Here is a 16,449-nt window from a genome sequence, read left to right on the forward strand (position 1 = left end):
CTGCAGGGGGGACCCTGTGGGAGAGTAGGACGCCGCCGAACACTTTTTAGCCTCAACCCCCGGACCATGTCCGGGGGTTGAGGCATTTTTGCGTTGTGCACCAGTACGGTCCCGTCGAGTTTCTGTCGAGTTCCTGCTGAGTTCCTGCTGAGTTCCTGCCGGGGGATGACGGTTCAAGTCCGTTGCCTACGCTGGACGCATGCGCTACGACCTCGTCATCTTCGACAACGACGGTGTGCTCGTCGACAGTGAGCCGATCTCCAACACCGTCCTGGCCGCGTATCTGACCGAGCTCGGGCACCCGACGTCGTACGAGGACTCTCTCCGCGACTACATGGGCGCCGCTGTGCACCGGGTGCACGACACGGTGCTGGAGAGGACCGGGCAGCGGCTGCCGGAGGACTTCGACGAGATCCTGCACGGCCGAGTCTTCGCCGCTTTCGAGCGGGAGTTGCAGCCGCTCAAGGGCGTGAACGAGGTGCTCGGGAAGCTTGTCGCGGAAGGGGTGCCGTACTGCGTGGCGTCGTCGGGAAGTCATGAGCGGATCCGGGTCGGGCACCGGAAGACCGGACTGGGTGCGTGGTTCCGGGGCGAGAACGTCTTCAGCGCGCAGGATGTGGGCCGAGGGAAGCCGGCGCCGGATCTGTTCCTGTACGCCGCCGAGCGGATGGGGGTCGCGCCCGAACGGTGCGTCGTCGTGGAGGACAGCCCGCTCGGGGTCGAGGCGGCCCACGCGGCGGGGATGGATGTGTACGGGTTCACGGCGATGACTGCGGCCGCGGACCTCGTCGGCGCCAAGGCGTACTTCGCGGACATGGCGGAGCTGCCGGGATTGCTCGCGTGATCCATCTACCCATGGGTAGATGAGCGGCTTACGCTGTGCGGCCATGACAGACGCGCGGTTGCGGCACGGTCGGGGCTCGTTGGCGCTGAGCTTCTTCGTCCAGGGGGTGACCTTTGCGCTCCTCGTGACGCGCATACCTGCGATTCAGGACCGGTACGGGATATCCGACGGGCTGCTGCCGCTGTTTCTGGCAGCCGTGCCGATCCTGGCCGGGGCCGGCAGCGTAGTGACCGAGAAGCTTGTGGCGCGGGTGCGGCCGGGGGCCGTGCTGAGGTGGTCGCAGCCGGTCGTGCTGCTGTCGCTTCTGAGCGTGGGGGCGGGCAGCGGGCTGTGGCAGGTGGCCGTTGCTCTCGGGGCGTTCGGGCTTGCGGTCGGTGCGCTGGACGCGTCCATGAACATGCTCGGGGTGAGCTTGCAGCGGGCGTACGGGCGCAGCATCATGCTCGGCTTCCACGCCACGTACAGCCTGGGTGGGATCGTGGGCGCGTCGCTCGCATGGGTGGGGGCGCACTGGGATCTGCCGCTCGTGGTGTCGTATCTGCCGGTGGTGGCGCTGCTGTTGCCGGCGGCGCTGGTCGGGAGCCGGTGGTACGTGGACGCGGAGGACCGGCCGGGCCGCCAGGAGGGGGGCGCTGCGGGCGGGACGCCGGTTGCCTTCAAGGTGCTGCTGCCGCTGTGTCTGGTGATGACGGTCGCGTACATCGGGGATTCGACGGTCTCCAATTGGAGCGCGAAGTATCTCCAGGACGTACTGGGGGGCTCGGAGGAGCTGGCGACGGTCCCGTACAACGCGTATATGGTGACGACGCTGCTCGGGCGGGCCGTGGGGGATCTCGGCGTGCGGCGCTTCGGGGCCGTGGCGGTCGTGCGGTTCGGCACGGTGCTGGCCGCCGGTGGGTTCGCGGTGGTCGCGGTGGCGCCCGGGGCGTGGGTGGGGCTTGCCGGGTTCACTCTGCTGGGGCTCGGCCTGTGTGTGATCGTGCCGCAGACGTTCGCAGCGGCGGGGAGGCTCGCTGGTGAAAGTCGCAGCCCAGGGGCGAGTGACGTGGCCGTGGCCCGTCTGAATGTTTTCAATTATGTGGGCTTCTTGATCGGATCGCCGCTGGTCGGTGCCCTCGGAGACGCGTGGAACTACCGGGGCGCGATGCTCGTTCCGATGGTGTTGGTCCTTGTGACGCTGCTGTATGCCCGGTCGTTCATGGCGGAGTCCGACCGATACGGTGGCGAGCATGAGCGGCCGCGCACTGTTGATGTGGGACGAAGCGGTAACGAAGTATGACTTCGGAGCCGGCCATCCGATGGATCCGGTACGGCTTGCGCTGACCATGGGGTTGGTGCGGGCGTACGGGCTGGACCGTGCGGTGGATGTGGTGGCCGCCAGGCCGGCCGGGGAGTCGACGCTGCGGCTGGTCCACCGAGAGGACTATGTGGCGGCCGTGCGGGCGGCCTCCGAGGACCCGCGGGCGGCAGACCAGTCGTACGGTCTGGGGACGATGGACGACCCGGCGTTCGCCGGCATGCATGAGGTGTCCGCGCTGATCGCGGGACAGTCGGTGGGGGCGGCGGACGCGGTCTGGCGTGGGGAAGCCGCGCATGCGGTGAACTTCGCGGGTGGGCTGCATCATGCGATGCCGGGGGCGGCGTCGGGGTTCTGCATCTACAACGACGCGTCGCTGGCGATCGCCCGGCTGCTGGAGCTGGGAGCGGAGCGGGTCGCGTACGTGGATGTGGACGTACACCACGGGGACGGGGTCCAGGCGGCGTTCTGGGACGACCCGAGGGTGCTGACGATTTCGCTGCACGAGCATCCGCGCATGCTGTTTCCGGGGACGGGGTGGCCCGAGGAGACAGGCGGGTCCGGTGCGGCCGAGGGCAGCGCCGTGAATGTGGCGCTGCCGGCGGGGACGGGTGACGAGGGCTGGCTGCGGGCGTTCCATGCCGTGGTGCCGGAGCTGCTGGCGGACTTCCGGCCGCAGGTGCTGGTGACGCAGCACGGGGCGGATACGCACTTCGAGGATCCGCTGGCGCATCTGGCGGTGTCGCTCGATGCGCAGCGGCTGGTGCAGGAGGCGTGCCACTCACTGGCGCACGAGTACGTCGAGGGCGGGCGCTGGGTCGCCCTCGGGGGCGGTGGGTACGCGGTGGTGGATGTGGTGCCGCGGTCGTGGACGCACCTGGTGGGGATCGCTGGGCATGCGCCGGTGGATCCCGAGTCGGTGATTCCGTCGTCGTGGCGGGATGAAGTGTATGCGCGGACACGGCAGTTGGGGCCGGGGCGGATGACGGACGGCCGTACGCCCGGATGGCGGGCGTGGGAGGAGGGGTACGACCCGGCGAACCGGCTGGACCAGGCGGTGCTGGCGACGAGGCGGGCGGTGTTTCCGCTGAGGGGACTGCTGGCCTAGGGAGTGCCTTGTGGATCAGTCCTGATCCGGAAGACAGGCCCTGGGGCGCGGGGCGCGCGCTGACGGAGGAAGAGCGACGCGCTTCCGGAGGCGGGGAGGGAGAGTACCCGCGTTACGCCGACTGTGGGGATTTGCCGGGGTTTTTGGTGTGTGAGTCGGTGGGCTGCGGCAGCATCGGCGGTGTGTTGAGCAGGGGAGCGTTGCGGGCGCATCTGTTGGCGGCGAGGTTGGCCGGTCCGGTGGCCACGTCGAGGGAGGAGAGCCTGCGGAGCTATCGGCTGTTCGCGGCGCGGGATCCACGCGCCACGCTCGGACTCGATCCCGAATGGGTATGGGATGAGCGGGATTTGATCGCGTTAATGGCCGACAAGTGCGGGGTCTCCGGAGATCCAAGGCATGTTTCAGGCCCGGATGTGATCGATCCTGAGAGGACGTTGAGCGGGCTCGATGCGTTCGCCGAGCGGCTGGGGATGCTGGCCGAGCGGCGGGGTGCGGTGCTGTTCGGGACGGGGCACCCGCATCGGCTGCTCGGGTTCTACGCCGAGCTGGCAGACGCTTTGTCGGCGGCAGGCTGCCTCGTACTCACACCGGCGCAGGGGCGATGTGTCGACATAACGACCCGGTTCGGGGTACGCACGTACAACCTTGACTACGTACGGGGAGTCGCGCTGGTGCGGGAACCCGGCGTGCCGGTCGCCGGGCGTGAGACCGGTGCGCACACTCACTCACCCCTCCCGGTTCGGGCCGCGATGGAGGGGGTTGCTGAGGCAGGAGGCCGCCTGCCCGAGCTGGTCGTCGGGGACCACGGCTGGGTCTGCGGGGCAGGTCAGCTGGGTTTCGAGGCCATCGGCCTGGCCGACACGGACGATCCCGCGCTGTTCGTCGGCGAGGCCGAGGGGCAGGTGTCCGTCGCCGTTCCGCTTGATGACGCTGTGCGGTCCGATTACTACCGGCCGCTTACTCGCTATGTACTCAATCGAGCGTGTCTGTCACAGTAAACGGCCGATGGCTGCTCCTCTTCCCCACTCGCATCACCCGCCCCTAGTCTGGTGAGTGAGCGCACCGCGACGAAGAGTCACCGGAGGGGAAGCCGGTGTGCGTCGTGTGCGGAAGGTACAGGTGGGTCATGGCTGCTGGCGAGAGGCCTCTCAACGAGGTCAAGTTCCTGACCGTGGCGGAAGTCGCCTCGGTGATGCGCGTATCGAAGATGACCGTGTACCGGTTGGTGCACAGTGGTCATCTGCCGGCGATTCGGGTGGGCAGGTCCTTCCGGGTCCCGGAGCAAGCGGTTCACGAGTACCTCCGTGAGTCCTTTGTGGGGGTGGAATCAGCCTGAGGCGCCCCTCGGATTACAAGCTCGGAGCTCGGGCCGGTAGGCTAGGCCGACGTAGGTCGTGTGGGCCCAGACGCCCCGCACCGAGTGAAGAGAAGTGAGCGAGGGTAGTCGTGGGCTCTGTTATCAAGAAGCGGCGCAAGCGGATGGCGAAGAAGAAGCACCGCAAGCTGCTCAAGCGCACGCGTGTTCAGCGTCGCAACAAGAAGTAAGCGGCGACTGTCCGTGAATCCGCGGCCCTTCCACCCGAGTGGTGGAGGGGCCGCGGTGCGTTCACGGGGCGCGCGCTGTCCTTCGATGCATGCCCCGGGACCGGCGGTGTCGTGCGTTGGGACCAATGAGCCGTGAAGAAGGCCCTGCGGTCATCACAGCGCAACATCAACCCGCTACGGTGACGCATAGCCAGGACCGAACGGAAGGCGCTGATCTTGGGCAAGGTCGTGCTCGTCACCGGTGTGGCCCGGCAGCTCGGGGGCCGCTTCGTACGCCGAATCCAGCGGGACCCCGAAGTGGACCGGGTAGTGGGCGTGGATGCGGTGACTCCCGAGCATCATCTCGGCGGTGCCGACTTCGTACGGGCGGACATCCGCCAGCCCGCCATAGCTCGTGTGCTTGCCGAGCATGATGTCGACACGGTTGTCCATATGGACGTCACGGGGACTCCCCTGGGCGCCGGCGGCCGCACGTCGGTCAAGGAGACCAACGTCATCGGCACCATGCAGCTGCTCGGCGCCTGCCAGAAGTCTCCGACCGTGCGGCGCCTGGTCGTCAAGTCCAGTACGAGCGTGTACGGCTCCGCGCCCCGCGACCCGGCCGTCTTCACCGAGACCACGCCGCCCAAGTCCCTCCCCAGTGGTGGCTTCGCCAAGGACGCGGTGGAGGTCGAGGGGTACGTACGCGGCTTCGCGCGCCGCAGGCCGGACGTGGCCGTGTGCGTGCTGCGCTTCGCGAACATCCTCGGGCCGCGCGCCGACTCCCCGCTCGCCGACTATTTCTCGCTGCCCGTCATGCCGACCGTCTTCGGCTACGACCCGCGGCTGCAGTTCGTCCATGAGGACGACGTCATCGAGGTGTTGCGGATCGCCTCCCACGAGCCGCGCCGTGGAACGCTGAACAGCGGCACGTTCAATGTCGCGGGCGATGGCGTGCTGCTGCTGTCGCAGTGCTCGCGGCGGCTGGGCCGCCCCACGGTGCCGGTGCTGCTGCCGGCCGTCACCTGGGTCGGGTCCGCACTGCGGACGGTCGGACTCACCGACTTCTCGCCGGAGCAGATCCGGCTGCTCACCCACGGCCGGGTGGTCAGTACGGTCCAGATGCGCGAGACGCTGGGCTTCACCCCGGCGTACACGACCGCGGAGACCTTCGCGGACTTCTCGCGCAGCCGCGGGCCGGGGCTGTTGCCGCCGGAGGCCCTGGCGAGGGCGGTCGACAAGGTCGCCGCTCTGCCGCTGGCGGGCGGCGCCAGGACCACCACTCAGAGCGCCGGATAAGGAGCGCAAGGAACGATGGCGGACGCCAAGGTCATTCCGTTCGACGACGACCGGTCACGCAACGGTACGCCGCAGCGCTCGGTGCGGCGGCGCCCCGGGTCGGGCCGGCGAAAGGCCGCCGAGGTAGCGGCCCGTGAGATCCCGGTGGGCGCTGTGCCGGGGCAACTGGGCGGGGAGCGTACGCCGGCGCGGGACGCCGTCGCGGATGCCGGTACGGACTCGGGCATGGCGTCCGACGGGTCGCCGCGCGTGCCCGAGGCGGGCGGCGGCTGGGACCGGCGTATCGCGGGCGGGCTGGCGTTTCTGAGGCGCCGGGTCACCGGTGACTACGAGGTCGACGAGTTCGGCTACGACAAGGAGCTCACCGACCAGGTGCTCATGTCGCTGCTGCGGCCGCTGTACGAGAAGTACTTCCGGGTCGAGGTGAAGGGCATCGAGAACATCCCGTCGGAGGGCGGGGCGCTCGTCGTGGCCAACCACTCCGGGACGCTGCCGCTGGACGGGCTGATGATGCAGGTCGCCGTCCATGACAATCACCCTGCCGGCCGCCATCTGCGGCTGCTCGCCGCGGATCTGGTCTTCGTGCTGCCGGTGATAAACGAGCTGGCGCGGAAGGCCGGGCACACGCTGGCGTGTGCGGAGGACGCGGAGCGGCTGCTGCAGCAGGGTGAGGTCGTCGGCGTCATGCCGGAGGGCTTCAAGGGCATCGGCAAGCCCTTCAGCGAGCGGTACAAGCTGCAGCGCTTCGGGCGTGGCGGCTTCGTCTCGACGGCGCTGCGGGCGGGGACGCCGATCGTGCCCTGCTCGATCGTCGGGGCGGAGGAGATCTACCCGATGGTCGGTAATGCGAAAACCCTGGCGCGGCTGCTGGGGTTCCCGTACTTCCCGCTCACGCCGACGTTCCCCTGGCTGGGGCCGCTGGGGGCGGTGCCGCTGCCGACGAAGTGGACGATCCAGTTCGGGGAGCCGATCCCGACGGACGGCTATCCGCCGGAGGCGGCGGAGGATCCGATGCTGATGTTCAACCTGACGGACCAGGTGCGGGAGCAGATCCAGCACACCTTGTACAAGCTGCTGGTGCAGCGGCGGTCGGTGTTCTTCTGAGGGGCCTGTTGGGCTTTCTCACGTCGTGACGTCATGAGGGAGGGGCGGGAGACCTGGTGTCTCCCGCCCCTCCCTCATGTGCTCCCTCAGGTGCCTAGGGTGCGTCCTCGCCCTCGATGCCCAGACCGGGCAGCAGGCCCGGCAGCAGCGGCGGGATGGTCACATCGGGCACGGGATCCGTCATGTCCGTCCCCCCGCCGGAGGGGGACGGTGTCGCGCTGTTCTGCGGGGGGTTGAGCAGTCCGCCCGTGTTGCCCCCGAGCAGGCCGTCGTCCGCCGTCGTGCCCGAGCCCGACGGCTGGGGCCGGTTGTCCCCGTCGGTCCGGCCCGTGGAGGGCGAGGACGGCGACGGGCGATACGTACCGGACGTACCCGAGGAGTCCTGGGGGGACGGGCCGGAGTGCTGCGATCCGCCGTCCTCCGTCTCGGGTACGCGGGGCAGCAGCGACTGGAGCGGCCCGACCTCTTGGTCTATGGCGTCGAGGACCGAGCTCACTTCGTCGCCGACGTCGGTCAGCTGTGCTGGCAGACGGTCCCGCAGCCCGTTCCACGTGCCGCGGTGGGAGCGGGAGAAGGAGGACAGCGTTGCGATGGGGCCGAGCGAGCCGTCCCGTTCGTACGCCTGGTGAAGGAGCCGGTGGCCTTCGGAGACGTCGTGGTGCATGCCGCTCAGAGCGCGCCTGACCTCGCCCAGGGACTCGTGGTCCAGCTCGCCGGCCCGGCCGCGCTCCATCAGACGGCGGGCTTCGTTGAGCCGGGTCGAGGCCTGGTCGAGGTAGAGCTCGCCGCGGTCCGCGTCGTCGTCGGCCATGCCGAGCTTGATGTCCTCCATGCCCCGCTTGAGCCCGTAGAGCGAGTCACCGGGGAGGGCGTCGGCACTGGCACCGGCCACCCCGCTGAGGGCTCCTGCGGCCACGCCGACGGTGAGCCCGCCGGCTGCGAGGCCCTTGGACCAGCGGGAGCGCGGGCGCAGTTTCCTGAGCGGGGAGGCCCGATGGGCACCGCGGCCGGAAGTTCGCTGCCCCGGCACGGGGGGGCCCGCGGGCGCGCCACCTTCCGCGAGCATCGCTTCCATGGCGGCCACGAGCTGTGCTCGCTGCACCACCTTGACCTCGGGATCCAACTGGGGCTTCGGCAGTTCCCCGAGGCCGTTCGCCAAGGCCAACAGCCGCCCGTGCTCGGCCGGTTCGGCCGAATCCTCGGGCAGCTCGGCCGCCGTGCCCCGGAGCGTCTGATCCTCCAGGGTCTGGGCGAAGGCGTTCGCCCGCCGGTGCGCCGAAACGTTCGCGATCACTGGCGGCACCTCCTCTCGTCATGACGGTCGACTCCCCGGGGGGTCCGGAAGGTTGCACGCCTTGAGCACATCCACACGAACGAGTGAGTGGCTGCGGGCATGGCGTGACCGCAGGGAGCCTGCATTCCGCACAACGAGCGGCTCGGCAGTTGGGTTACGCGCGGAGGATGATCGGACCAGTGCGTCATCAGGCGCTCACGGATGGTGAGTTGAGGTGAATGGGACCGGGGACTGGGCGCGTGGGGGGGCGTGGGGGTGTGGGGCGCAGGGGGGAGGAAAGGGAGGGGAGGAGCCGGGCGGTCAGCGGGCGTCTTCGGGGAGGAGTCGGGCCAGGGTGCGGACGGCGCGGTATTGGAGGGTCTTGATCGCGCCCTCGTTCTTGCCCATCACCCGTGCGGTTTCGGCGACCGACAGGCCCTGCAGGAAGCGCAGGGTCACACACTCCTGCTGCTGGGGATTGAGCTTGCGGACGGCCTCCAGCAGTGCGGCGTTCGAGAGGGATTCGAGAACCGAGTCCTCGGGGCTGCGCTCGACCTCGTTGGCGTCGAGCATCTCGCCGGTGGTCACTTCCAGTCGGAAACGACTCGATTTGAAGTGGTCGGCGACCAGATTGCGGGCGATCGTGACCAGCCAGGCGCCGAAGTCACGGCCTTGCCAGGTGAAGGTGGAGATGCGGCGCAGCGCACGGAGGAACGTCTCGCTGGTGAGGTCCTCCGCGGTCGCCTTCCCGCCGACGCGGTAGTAGATGTAGCGATAGACCGTGTCGCTGTACTGGTCGTACAGCCGGCCGAAGGCCTCGGCCTCGCCGGCTTGGGCGCGCTCGACGAGTTCCATCATGCGCGCGCTGTCGCTGTCGGCGCTGGGCCGGCGGGCCGTGGTCGAGGCGCCGGCGCCGCCCCGGCTGCCCCGTCTGCCCACCTCCCGCCCGTCACCCGACCGCCGTCCCGCAACGACTCCGCTGCGCGTCGGCCCCTTCTCGAGGCCGTCGGCCAGGGCGTAGCAGGGACCGGCAGGGCCGAGGGCGGCAGGGCTCGGCGCGGCGAAAGCGGGGACGGCGTACGCGGTGGGGACGAAGCCGCGCAAATGGTCGAGGACCGTTGCGCGCAGCGTAGCCAGGCCCGAGGCGTCAACCCCGACGTGTGGGTACACGGGACTCCCAGAGGCAGAGCTTCCATCACGTGCAGTGCGGGACCGTTCACCCGTCGTGGCGACGTGTGGGGTCCTTAATGCGTCTGAGGAGAATAACGCTTCGTACAGGCAGCGCTACACCCAGTTGCCCAAATCACCGATTACGTCGCTTCTGTTGCAGCAAAGCGACACATCCAGTCGCAGATTGTGATCGCTTATTGATCGGAATACTTCGCGATCTGCTGCAGTGCGTGATGGGTTGTGCTCAAGTGGCGGCAACGGGACTGGCAGGGCGCACAGGCGGGTAAGAGGGCCGGAATGGCGCATGCCGGACACCGGCGTCAGCTTCCTGGCGCCGGTGGGTCGAACGGGTGCTCATTTATGTGCGGTTGCGGTTGCGGTTGCGGTCGTGGTCCGCGTGTCCCGCCGCGTCAGCGGCGGCGGCGGTGCAGGGCGACGGCCGCCGCCGTGCCGCCCGCGATCGCCCCGACCCCCGCCGCGGCCGGGATGCCCACCTTGGCTGCCTTGCGGCCGGTGCGGTAGTCGCGCAGCCGCCAGTCGCGCTCGCGCGCGTGCTTGCGCAGCTTGGTGTCCGGGTTGATGGCGTACGGGTGCCCGACGAGAGAGAGCATCGGGATGTCGTTGTGCGAGTCGCTGTACGCCGCGCAGCGGCCCAGCTCCAGGTCCTCGGCGGCCGCCAGGGCCCGTACCGCTTCGGCCTTCGCCGGGCCGTGCAGCGGCTCGCCCACGAGCTTTCCGGTGTAGACGCCGTCCACGGACTCGGCGACCGTGCCGAGCGCGCCGGTCAGGCCGAGGCGGCGGGCGATGATCGTCGCGGTCTCCACCGGCGCGGCGGTGACCAGCCAGACCTTCTGGCCCGCGTCGAGGTGGGCCTGGGCCAGGGCGCGGGTGCCGGGCCAGATGCGGTCCGCCATGTACTCGTCGTAGATCTCCTCGCCGATCGACATCAGCTCGGAGACGCGATGGCCCTTGACGATGGACAGCGCGGACTCGCGTACGTCCTGCATATGTTCGGGGTCCTCGACCCCGGCGAGCCGGAACCAGGTCTGCTGCCAGGCGAATCTCGCCAGCTCGCGGCGCTGGAAGAACTTCCGCTTGTACAGGCCGCGCCCGAAGTGGAAGATCGCGGCGCCCTGCATCACGGTGTTGTCGAGGTCGAAGAAGGCTGCGGCGCGGACGTCCCCGACGACGGGGAAGGCCGGCTCGGCCGGCTTGGCGCCCGCCGGCTCCGCCGTCTCCGCGGATTCTGCTTCGTACTGTTGCGAGGTCTTGCGCGCTGCCTCGGCGGCGGCCTCGCCTGCGAGGACGCTCCGTGCGGTCGCGGAGCGCCTACGGGGGGTGAGCCATCCCAGTGCGGCCATGGCGTGAGCATAGCCAGTCTGTTCGGGACTTCCTGACGCGCCGGGATGCGAAGGCGTGAACTCTCCGGGACCGGATTGTTAAACGGGCCATTCGGGCGTGTGGCGGGCAGGCGGAGAATGGGCGTCATGAGTGCTCTGCTGCGGCGTACGAAGAAGAAGGCAGGCGATCGGGTCGTGACCTTGATCGGGAAGCCCGGGTGTCATCTCTGTGACGATGCGAGGTCCGTGATCCAGGAGGTGTGCGCGGAGACCGGCGCGGCCTGGGAGGAGAAGGACATCACGCAGGACGAGGAGCTGCACCGGGAGTACTGGGAGCAGATTCCGGTCGTCCTGGTGGACGGGGAGCAGCACACGTTCTGGCGGGTGGACGCCGGGCGGCTCCGCCGCGAACTGGGGGCGTGACCCGAAAGGCGGTTACCATCGTGGGCGATTTGTTGGGGTCTCGGGGGCGTGGCCGTAAGGAGTGTGTACCGCTTTGCCCCCTTCGGGTTTTCAACGGTCACGAGGGGTCCGCGGTTCCGGAATCGCGCGATCGGCTCGCGTGACCCCGGTCACTTTGCACGGACAAAGCGGACACCATCTTTGTGCACGCGTTCACAAAGACATAGCCTGCATTCGACGGGGCGGCCATGGGACCTACGGCCGCCTGCAGCCTCGCTCATCCCGCAGGAGCACCGTGGCAACTGGCCGAACTCACCGACCGGCGACTCGCAGCCGAGGAATCCCCGAGGCCACCGTCGCCCGGCTTCCGCTGTATCTGCGTGCCCTGACCGCGCTGTCGGAGCGCTCAGTGCCGACGGTCTCCTCGGAGGAGCTCGCGGCGGCGGCGGGTGTGAACTCCGCGAAGCTGCGCAAGGACTTCTCGTACCTCGGCTCCTACGGGACCAGGGGCGTCGGCTACGACGTCGAGTACCTCGTCTACCAGATCTCGCGCGAGCTCGGCCTCACCCAGGACTGGCCGGTTGTGATCGTCGGTATCGGTAACCTCGGCGCCGCGCTCGCCAACTACGGCGGCTTCGCCTCCCGTGGCTTCCGGGTCGCCGCGCTGATCGACGCCGACCCGGCGATGGCCGGTAAGCCGGTCGCCGGGATCCCCGTCCAGCACACCGACGAGCTGGAGAAGATCATCTCGGACAACGGCGTCTCCATCGGGGTCATCGCGACGCCCGCGGGCGCCGCCCAGCAGGTGTGCGACCGGCTGGTCGCCGCCGGCGTCACGTCCATCCTCAACTTCGCGCCCACCGTCCTCTCGGTGCCGGACGGCGTGGACGTACGCAAGGTCGACCTCTCGATCGAGCTGCAGATCCTCGCCTTCCACGAGCAGCGCAAGGCCGGCGAGGAGACCGAGGTCGGGGGAGAGGTCGAGGCCGAGGTCGAGGCCGCTGTGCCGCCCGTCGCCCCGCGCGGAGCCACAGGTGCGGCCGCCGGCCGGAAGGGACCCGACGGGGACGTACCCGCCGTGATGCCGGCATGAGCCTCCTGGTCGTCGGACTCAGTCACCGCAGCGCTCCGGTCAGTGTGCTGGAGCGGGCCTCGCTGTCCTCGGACACGCAGGGCAAGCTGCTGCAGGACACGCTCGCCGCGGAACCCGCGGTGGAAGCGGCCGTCCTCGCCACCTGCAACCGCATCGAGCTCTACGCCGACGTGGACAAGTTCCACGCCGGTGTCGCCGAGCTGTCCACCCTGCTCTCCCAGCACAGCGGCGTTGGGCTCGAGGAACTCACCCCTCATCTCTATGTGCACTACGAGGACCGGGCCGTCCACCACCTCTTCTCGGTGGCCTGCGGGCTGGACTCGATGGTCGTCGGCGAGGGCCAGATCCTCGGCCAGATCAAGGACTCCCTCGCGCTCGGCCAGGAGCTGCACACCGCCGGCCGGCTGCTGAACGATCTGTTCCAGCAGTCGCTGCGGGTCGGCAAGCGCGCCCACAGCGAGACCGGGATCGACCGGGCCGGGCAGTCGCTCGTCACCTTCGGCCTGGAGCAGCTGTCCGAAGGCACCCCGGTGGACGACTGGGCGCGCGGCAAGCGGGCGCTCGTCATCGGTGCCGGCTCGATGTCCTCGCTCGCCGCCGCCACGCTGGCGCGGGCCGGGGTCGCCGAGATCGTCATCGCCAACCGCACCCTGGAGCGCGCCGAGCGGCTCGTGCAGATCCTCACCGAGCCGGGCGGTACGGGCGTACGTGCCCGAGCAGTCGAAATGGCCTCTGTCGGCGCAGAGTTGACACGTGCCGACGTCGTCGTCTCCTGCACCGGGGCGACCGGTCTCGTGCTGAAGGCCGACGCCGTCGCCGCGGCGCTGCAGGGACGCGAGAGCACGCCGGCGCTGCTCGACCTCGCCATGCCCCGCGACATCGACGCCGCCGTGCACGGCCTCGACGGGGTCCGGTTCGTGGACATCGAGTCGCTCGCCGAGGCCTCCGCGGACGCCCCGATGGCCGCCGACGTCGACCAGGTGCGCACCATCGTCGCCGACGAGGTCGCCGCCTTCGGCGCCGCCCAGCGCGCCGCGCACATCACGCCGACCGTGGTCGCCCTGCGCACCATGGCCGCCGATGTGGTGGCCGGCGAGGTCGCCCGGCTGGAGGGCCGGCTGCCCGATCTCGACGAGAAGCAGCGCGCCGAGATCACCCAGACCGTGCGCCGCGTCGTCGACAAGCTCCTCCACGCGCCCACCGTGCGGATCAAGCAGCTCGCCGCCGAGCCCGGCGGCGCCGGCTACGCGGACGCGCTGCGCACACTCTTCGACCTCGACCCGGAGACGGTCGCCTCCGTCAGCCGGGCCGACGTGAACGACGCAGATCACAAGAACCGAGGGCGAGTATGACCGAGAGGGCTTTGGGTACCGACCGGCCCCTACGGCTCGGAACCAGGCGCAGCAAACTCGCGATGGCCCAGTCCGGGCACGTGGCCGAGGCGGTGCGGCAGCTGACCGGCCGCCCCGTCGAGCTCGTCGAGATCACCACGTACGGCGACACCTCCCGTGAGCACCTGGCGCAGATCGGCGGCACCGGCGTGTTCGTCACCGCGCTGCGCGACGCGCTGCTCGCCGGTGAGGTCGACTTCGCGGTGCACTCGCTGAAGGACCTGCCGACCGCGCAGCCGGACGACCTGGTGCTGGCCGCGATCCCGCGGCGCGAGGACCCGCGCGACGTCCTGGTGGCGCGTGACGGGCTGACCCTTGACCAGCTGCCCCGGGGAGCCCGGGTCGGCACCGGTTCGCCGCGCCGGATGGCGCAGCTGAATGCGTACGCGCGTTCGCACGGGCTGGACATCGAGACCGTGCCGATCCGCGGGAACATCGACACCCGCGTCGGTTTCGTACGGAACGGGGAACTGGACGCGGTGGTTCTCGCCGCGGCCGGCCTGAACCGTATCGGGCGGATCGACGAGGTGACCGACTTCCTGTCGGTCGACTCGATCCTGCCCGCCCCCGGCCAGGGGGCCCTGGCAGTCGAGTGCCTGTCGGCGAACGCCGATCTCGCTGCCGCGCTCGCCGAGCTCGACGACCCGTACACCCGGGCCGCCGTGACCGCCGAGCGATCCCTGCTCGCCGCCCTGGAGGCCGGCTGCAGCGCACCTGTGGGTGCGCTTGCCGACCTGCTCGCTGACGGACAGGTTGTTCATGAGATGCGCCTGCGGGGTGTCGTCGGCACGACCGACGGTTCCACGCTGGTGCAGCTGTCCACCACCGGTCCCGTACCCACGTCGCACGACGACGCGGTGGCCCTCGGTCGCGAACTCGCGTCCGAGATGCTCGCCAAGGGTGCGGCCGGTCTTATGGGGGAGCGAGCACTTTGAGCCCCACCACCTCGAACCTTCCGGCCGTTCCCGCTCACGGGCACGTCACCTTCCTCGGCGCCGGTCCCGGTGACCCGGGTCTGCTGACGCTGCGCGCCGTGGAGGCGCTGGCGCGCGCGGACGTACTGATCGCCGAGCCTGATGTCCTCGACGTCGTTCGCGGCCATGCGCGCACCGGAGTGAGCACGCCTGAACTGACGGTTGTCGACGATGCGTCAACGGCCGTCGGGATCCCCGTGTTGAGGGATGCGGCCAATCTTGTCATGGAGGCCGCGCGGAGCGGCAAGCGGGTCGTCCGTGCGGTGAGCGGCGACCCCGGGCTCGACGGCGACGCGGGCACGGAGATGCTCGCCTGCGCGGCCGAGGCCATCCCCTTCGAGGTCGTCCCGGGTGTCGCGACGGCGGTGGGCGTGCCTGCGTACGCCGGTGTCCCGCTGCGCGACGCACAGGGGACGGACGTACGGTTCATCGACGCCCGTACCGCGGACAGCCGCTGCTGGACCGAGGTCGGCGCGTCGGACGGGACCGTCGTCGTGTCCACGACGCTGGACGCGGTCGCGTCGGCCGCGGGCGAGCTGGTGACCGCAGGGCGCAAGCCCGACACCCCGCTGACGGTGACGGTCGCCGGTACGACGACACGGCAGCGGACGTGGACGGCCACGCTCGGGACGATCGCGCAGCTCTTCAAGCAGACGAAGGTGCTGCCGTCGCCGGAGGGCCACCGGCCCGTCATAGCCGTGGTCGGTGAGCGCAGTGCCGCCGCCCAGCGCGACCAGCTCGCGTGGTTCGAGTCCAAGCCGCTGTTCGGCTGGAAGGTCCTCGTGCCGCGTACGAAGGAGCAGGCGGCATCGCTCTCCGACCAGCTCAGGTCCTACGGCGCCGTCCCGCACGAGGTGCCGACGATCGCCGTCGAGCCGCCGCGGACGCCGCAGCAGATGGAGCGCGCGGTCAAGGGGCTCGTCACCGGCCGCTACGAGTGGATCGCCTTCACCTCGGTCAATGCCGTGAAGGCGGTGCGGGAGAAGTTCGAGGAGTACGGGCTCGACGCGCGGGCCTTCGCCGGGATCAAGGTCGCCGCGGTCGGCGAGCAGACGGCGCGTGCTCTGGTCGAGTTCGGCGTCAAGCCGGATCTGGTGCCCAGCGGGGAGCAGTCGGCCGCCGGTCTGCTGGAGGACTGGCCGCCGTACGACCCGGTGTTCGACCCGATCGACCGGGTGTTCCTGCCCAGGGCCGACATCGCCACGGAGACGCTGGTGGCGGGCCTGATCGAGCTGGGCTGGGAGGTCGACGACGTCACGGCCTACCGGACCGTGCGGGCGTCGCCGCCGCCGGCGGAGACCCGGGAAGCGATCAAGGGCGGCGGTTTCGACGCCGTTCTGTTCACGTCGTCCTCCACCGTGCGGAACCTGGTCGGTATCGCCGGGAAGCCGCACAACGTGACCGTGATCGCGTGCATCGGTCCGGCCACCGCGAAGACGGCGGAGGAGCACGGGCTGCGGGTGGACGTGCTGTCGCCCGAGCCGTCGGTGCACAAACTCGCGGAGGCGCTCGCGGAGTTCGGCGCGCGGCGGCGTGACGCGGCAGTCGAGGCCGGTGATCCGGTGACGCGGCCGAGCGAGCGGCGGCCGGGGGCGCGGAGGCGTCGTACGACGTAGTCGTACGACCCCGA

At 69.9% G+C, this 16,449-nt stretch carries 16 protein-coding genes; 13 read left to right on the top strand and 3 right to left on the bottom strand.

The window, feature by feature from the left end; translation table 11 throughout:
• Window positions 1-199 precede the first annotated feature (199 nt).
• The 8 genes from AC0699_RS35965 to AC0699_RS36000 all read left to right on the top strand — a co-directional run bounded on the left by AC0699_RS35965 (window position 200) and on the right by AC0699_RS36000 (window position 7,176).
• Window positions 200-844: an HAD family hydrolase gene (locus tag AC0699_RS35965; protein ID WP_478669270.1), complete on the top strand. Its 645-nt coding sequence runs from the start codon at window positions 200-202 to the stop codon at window positions 842-844.
• 43 nt (window positions 845-887) lie between these two features.
• Window positions 888-2,123 carry an MFS transporter gene (locus tag AC0699_RS35970; protein WP_478669272.1) on the top strand — a complete coding sequence of 412 codons (1,236 nt, stop codon included), beginning with the start codon at window positions 888-890 and terminating at the stop codon, window positions 2,121-2,123.
• The gene (locus AC0699_RS35975) at window positions 2,074-3,249 is read left to right on the top strand and encodes an acetoin utilization protein AcuC (protein ID WP_478669274.1); all 1,176 of its coding nucleotides are present in this window, start codon (window positions 2,074-2,076) and stop codon (window positions 3,247-3,249) included. Before AC0699_RS35970 ends, AC0699_RS35975 begins: the two co-directional genes overlap by 50 nt.
• 182 nt (window positions 3,250-3,431) lie before the next feature.
• Window positions 3,432-4,247 (top strand): phosphatase, encoded by an 816-nt coding sequence (locus tag AC0699_RS35980; protein WP_478669315.1) that lies wholly within the window; start codon window positions 3,432-3,434, stop codon window positions 4,245-4,247.
• Window positions 4,248-4,375: 128 nt separating this feature from the next.
• Complete coding sequence (locus tag AC0699_RS35985; RefSeq protein WP_158687078.1) at window positions 4,376-4,585, top strand: helix-turn-helix domain-containing protein; 210 nt, start codon at window positions 4,376-4,378, stop codon at window positions 4,583-4,585.
• Between the two features lie 110 nt (window positions 4,586-4,695).
• Window positions 4,696-4,794, top strand: coding sequence for a 30S ribosomal protein bS22 (locus tag AC0699_RS35990; protein WP_003948845.1), 99 nt, complete (start codon window positions 4,696-4,698; stop codon window positions 4,792-4,794).
• Between the two features lie 216 nt (window positions 4,795-5,010).
• Window positions 5,011-6,072 carry an NAD-dependent epimerase/dehydratase family protein gene (locus tag AC0699_RS35995; protein WP_469769235.1) on the top strand — a complete coding sequence of 354 codons (1,062 nt, stop codon included), beginning with the start codon at window positions 5,011-5,013 and terminating at the stop codon, window positions 6,070-6,072.
• Between the two features lie 15 nt (window positions 6,073-6,087).
• The gene (locus tag AC0699_RS36000) at window positions 6,088-7,176 is read left to right on the top strand and encodes a lysophospholipid acyltransferase family protein (RefSeq protein WP_478669279.1); all 1,089 of its coding nucleotides are present in this window, start codon (window positions 6,088-6,090) and stop codon (window positions 7,174-7,176) included.
• A 94-nt stretch (window positions 7,177-7,270) separates the two neighbouring features.
• Here AC0699_RS36000 and AC0699_RS36005 read toward each other — a convergent pair whose 3' ends face one another.
• From AC0699_RS36005 to AC0699_RS36015, 3 genes are all read right to left on the bottom strand, one after another.
• The gene (locus AC0699_RS36005) at window positions 7,271-8,470 is read right to left on the bottom strand and encodes a DUF5667 domain-containing protein (RefSeq protein ID WP_478669281.1); all 1,200 of its coding nucleotides are present in this window, start codon (window positions 8,468-8,470) and stop codon (window positions 7,271-7,273) included.
• 300 nt (window positions 8,471-8,770) lie between these two features.
• Entirely contained in the window at window positions 8,771-9,619 is an 849-nt protein-coding gene (locus AC0699_RS36010) for an ECF subfamily RNA polymerase sigma factor, BldN family (RefSeq protein ID WP_453666414.1), read from the bottom strand.
• Between the two features lie 410 nt (window positions 9,620-10,029).
• The gene (locus AC0699_RS36015) at window positions 10,030-10,980 is read right to left on the bottom strand and encodes an HAD family hydrolase (protein ID WP_478669284.1); all 951 of its coding nucleotides are present in this window, start codon (window positions 10,978-10,980) and stop codon (window positions 10,030-10,032) included.
• A gap of 126 nt (window positions 10,981-11,106) precedes the next feature.
• On the opposite strand from AC0699_RS36015, the gene AC0699_RS36020 reads away from it, so the two are divergent.
• From AC0699_RS36020 to AC0699_RS36040, 5 genes are all read left to right on the top strand, one after another.
• Entirely contained in the window at window positions 11,107-11,382 is a 276-nt protein-coding gene (locus tag AC0699_RS36020; RefSeq protein ID WP_469769240.1) for a glutaredoxin family protein, read from the top strand.
• A gap of 274 nt (window positions 11,383-11,656) precedes the next feature.
• Window positions 11,657-12,454 carry a redox-sensing transcriptional repressor Rex gene (locus AC0699_RS36025; RefSeq protein ID WP_478669287.1) on the top strand — a complete coding sequence of 266 codons (798 nt, stop codon included), beginning with the start codon at window positions 11,657-11,659 and terminating at the stop codon, window positions 12,452-12,454.
• Entirely contained in the window at window positions 12,451-13,806 is a 1,356-nt protein-coding gene (locus AC0699_RS36030; RefSeq protein ID WP_478669289.1) for a glutamyl-tRNA reductase, read from the top strand. The genes AC0699_RS36025 and AC0699_RS36030 overlap by 4 nt, the downstream gene beginning before the upstream one ends.
• Entirely contained in the window at window positions 13,803-14,780 is a 978-nt protein-coding gene (gene hemC, locus AC0699_RS36035; protein ID WP_478669291.1) for a hydroxymethylbilane synthase, read from the top strand. Before AC0699_RS36030 ends, hemC begins: the two co-directional genes overlap by 4 nt.
• Window positions 14,777-16,435 (top strand): bifunctional uroporphyrinogen-III C-methyltransferase/uroporphyrinogen-III synthase, encoded by a 1,659-nt coding sequence (locus AC0699_RS36040; protein WP_478669293.1) that lies wholly within the window; start codon window positions 14,777-14,779, stop codon window positions 16,433-16,435. The genes hemC and AC0699_RS36040 overlap by 4 nt, the downstream gene beginning before the upstream one ends.
• Window positions 16,436-16,449: the final 14 nt, after the last annotated feature.

Source organism: Streptomyces sp. NPDC043870 (assembly GCF_056435785.1).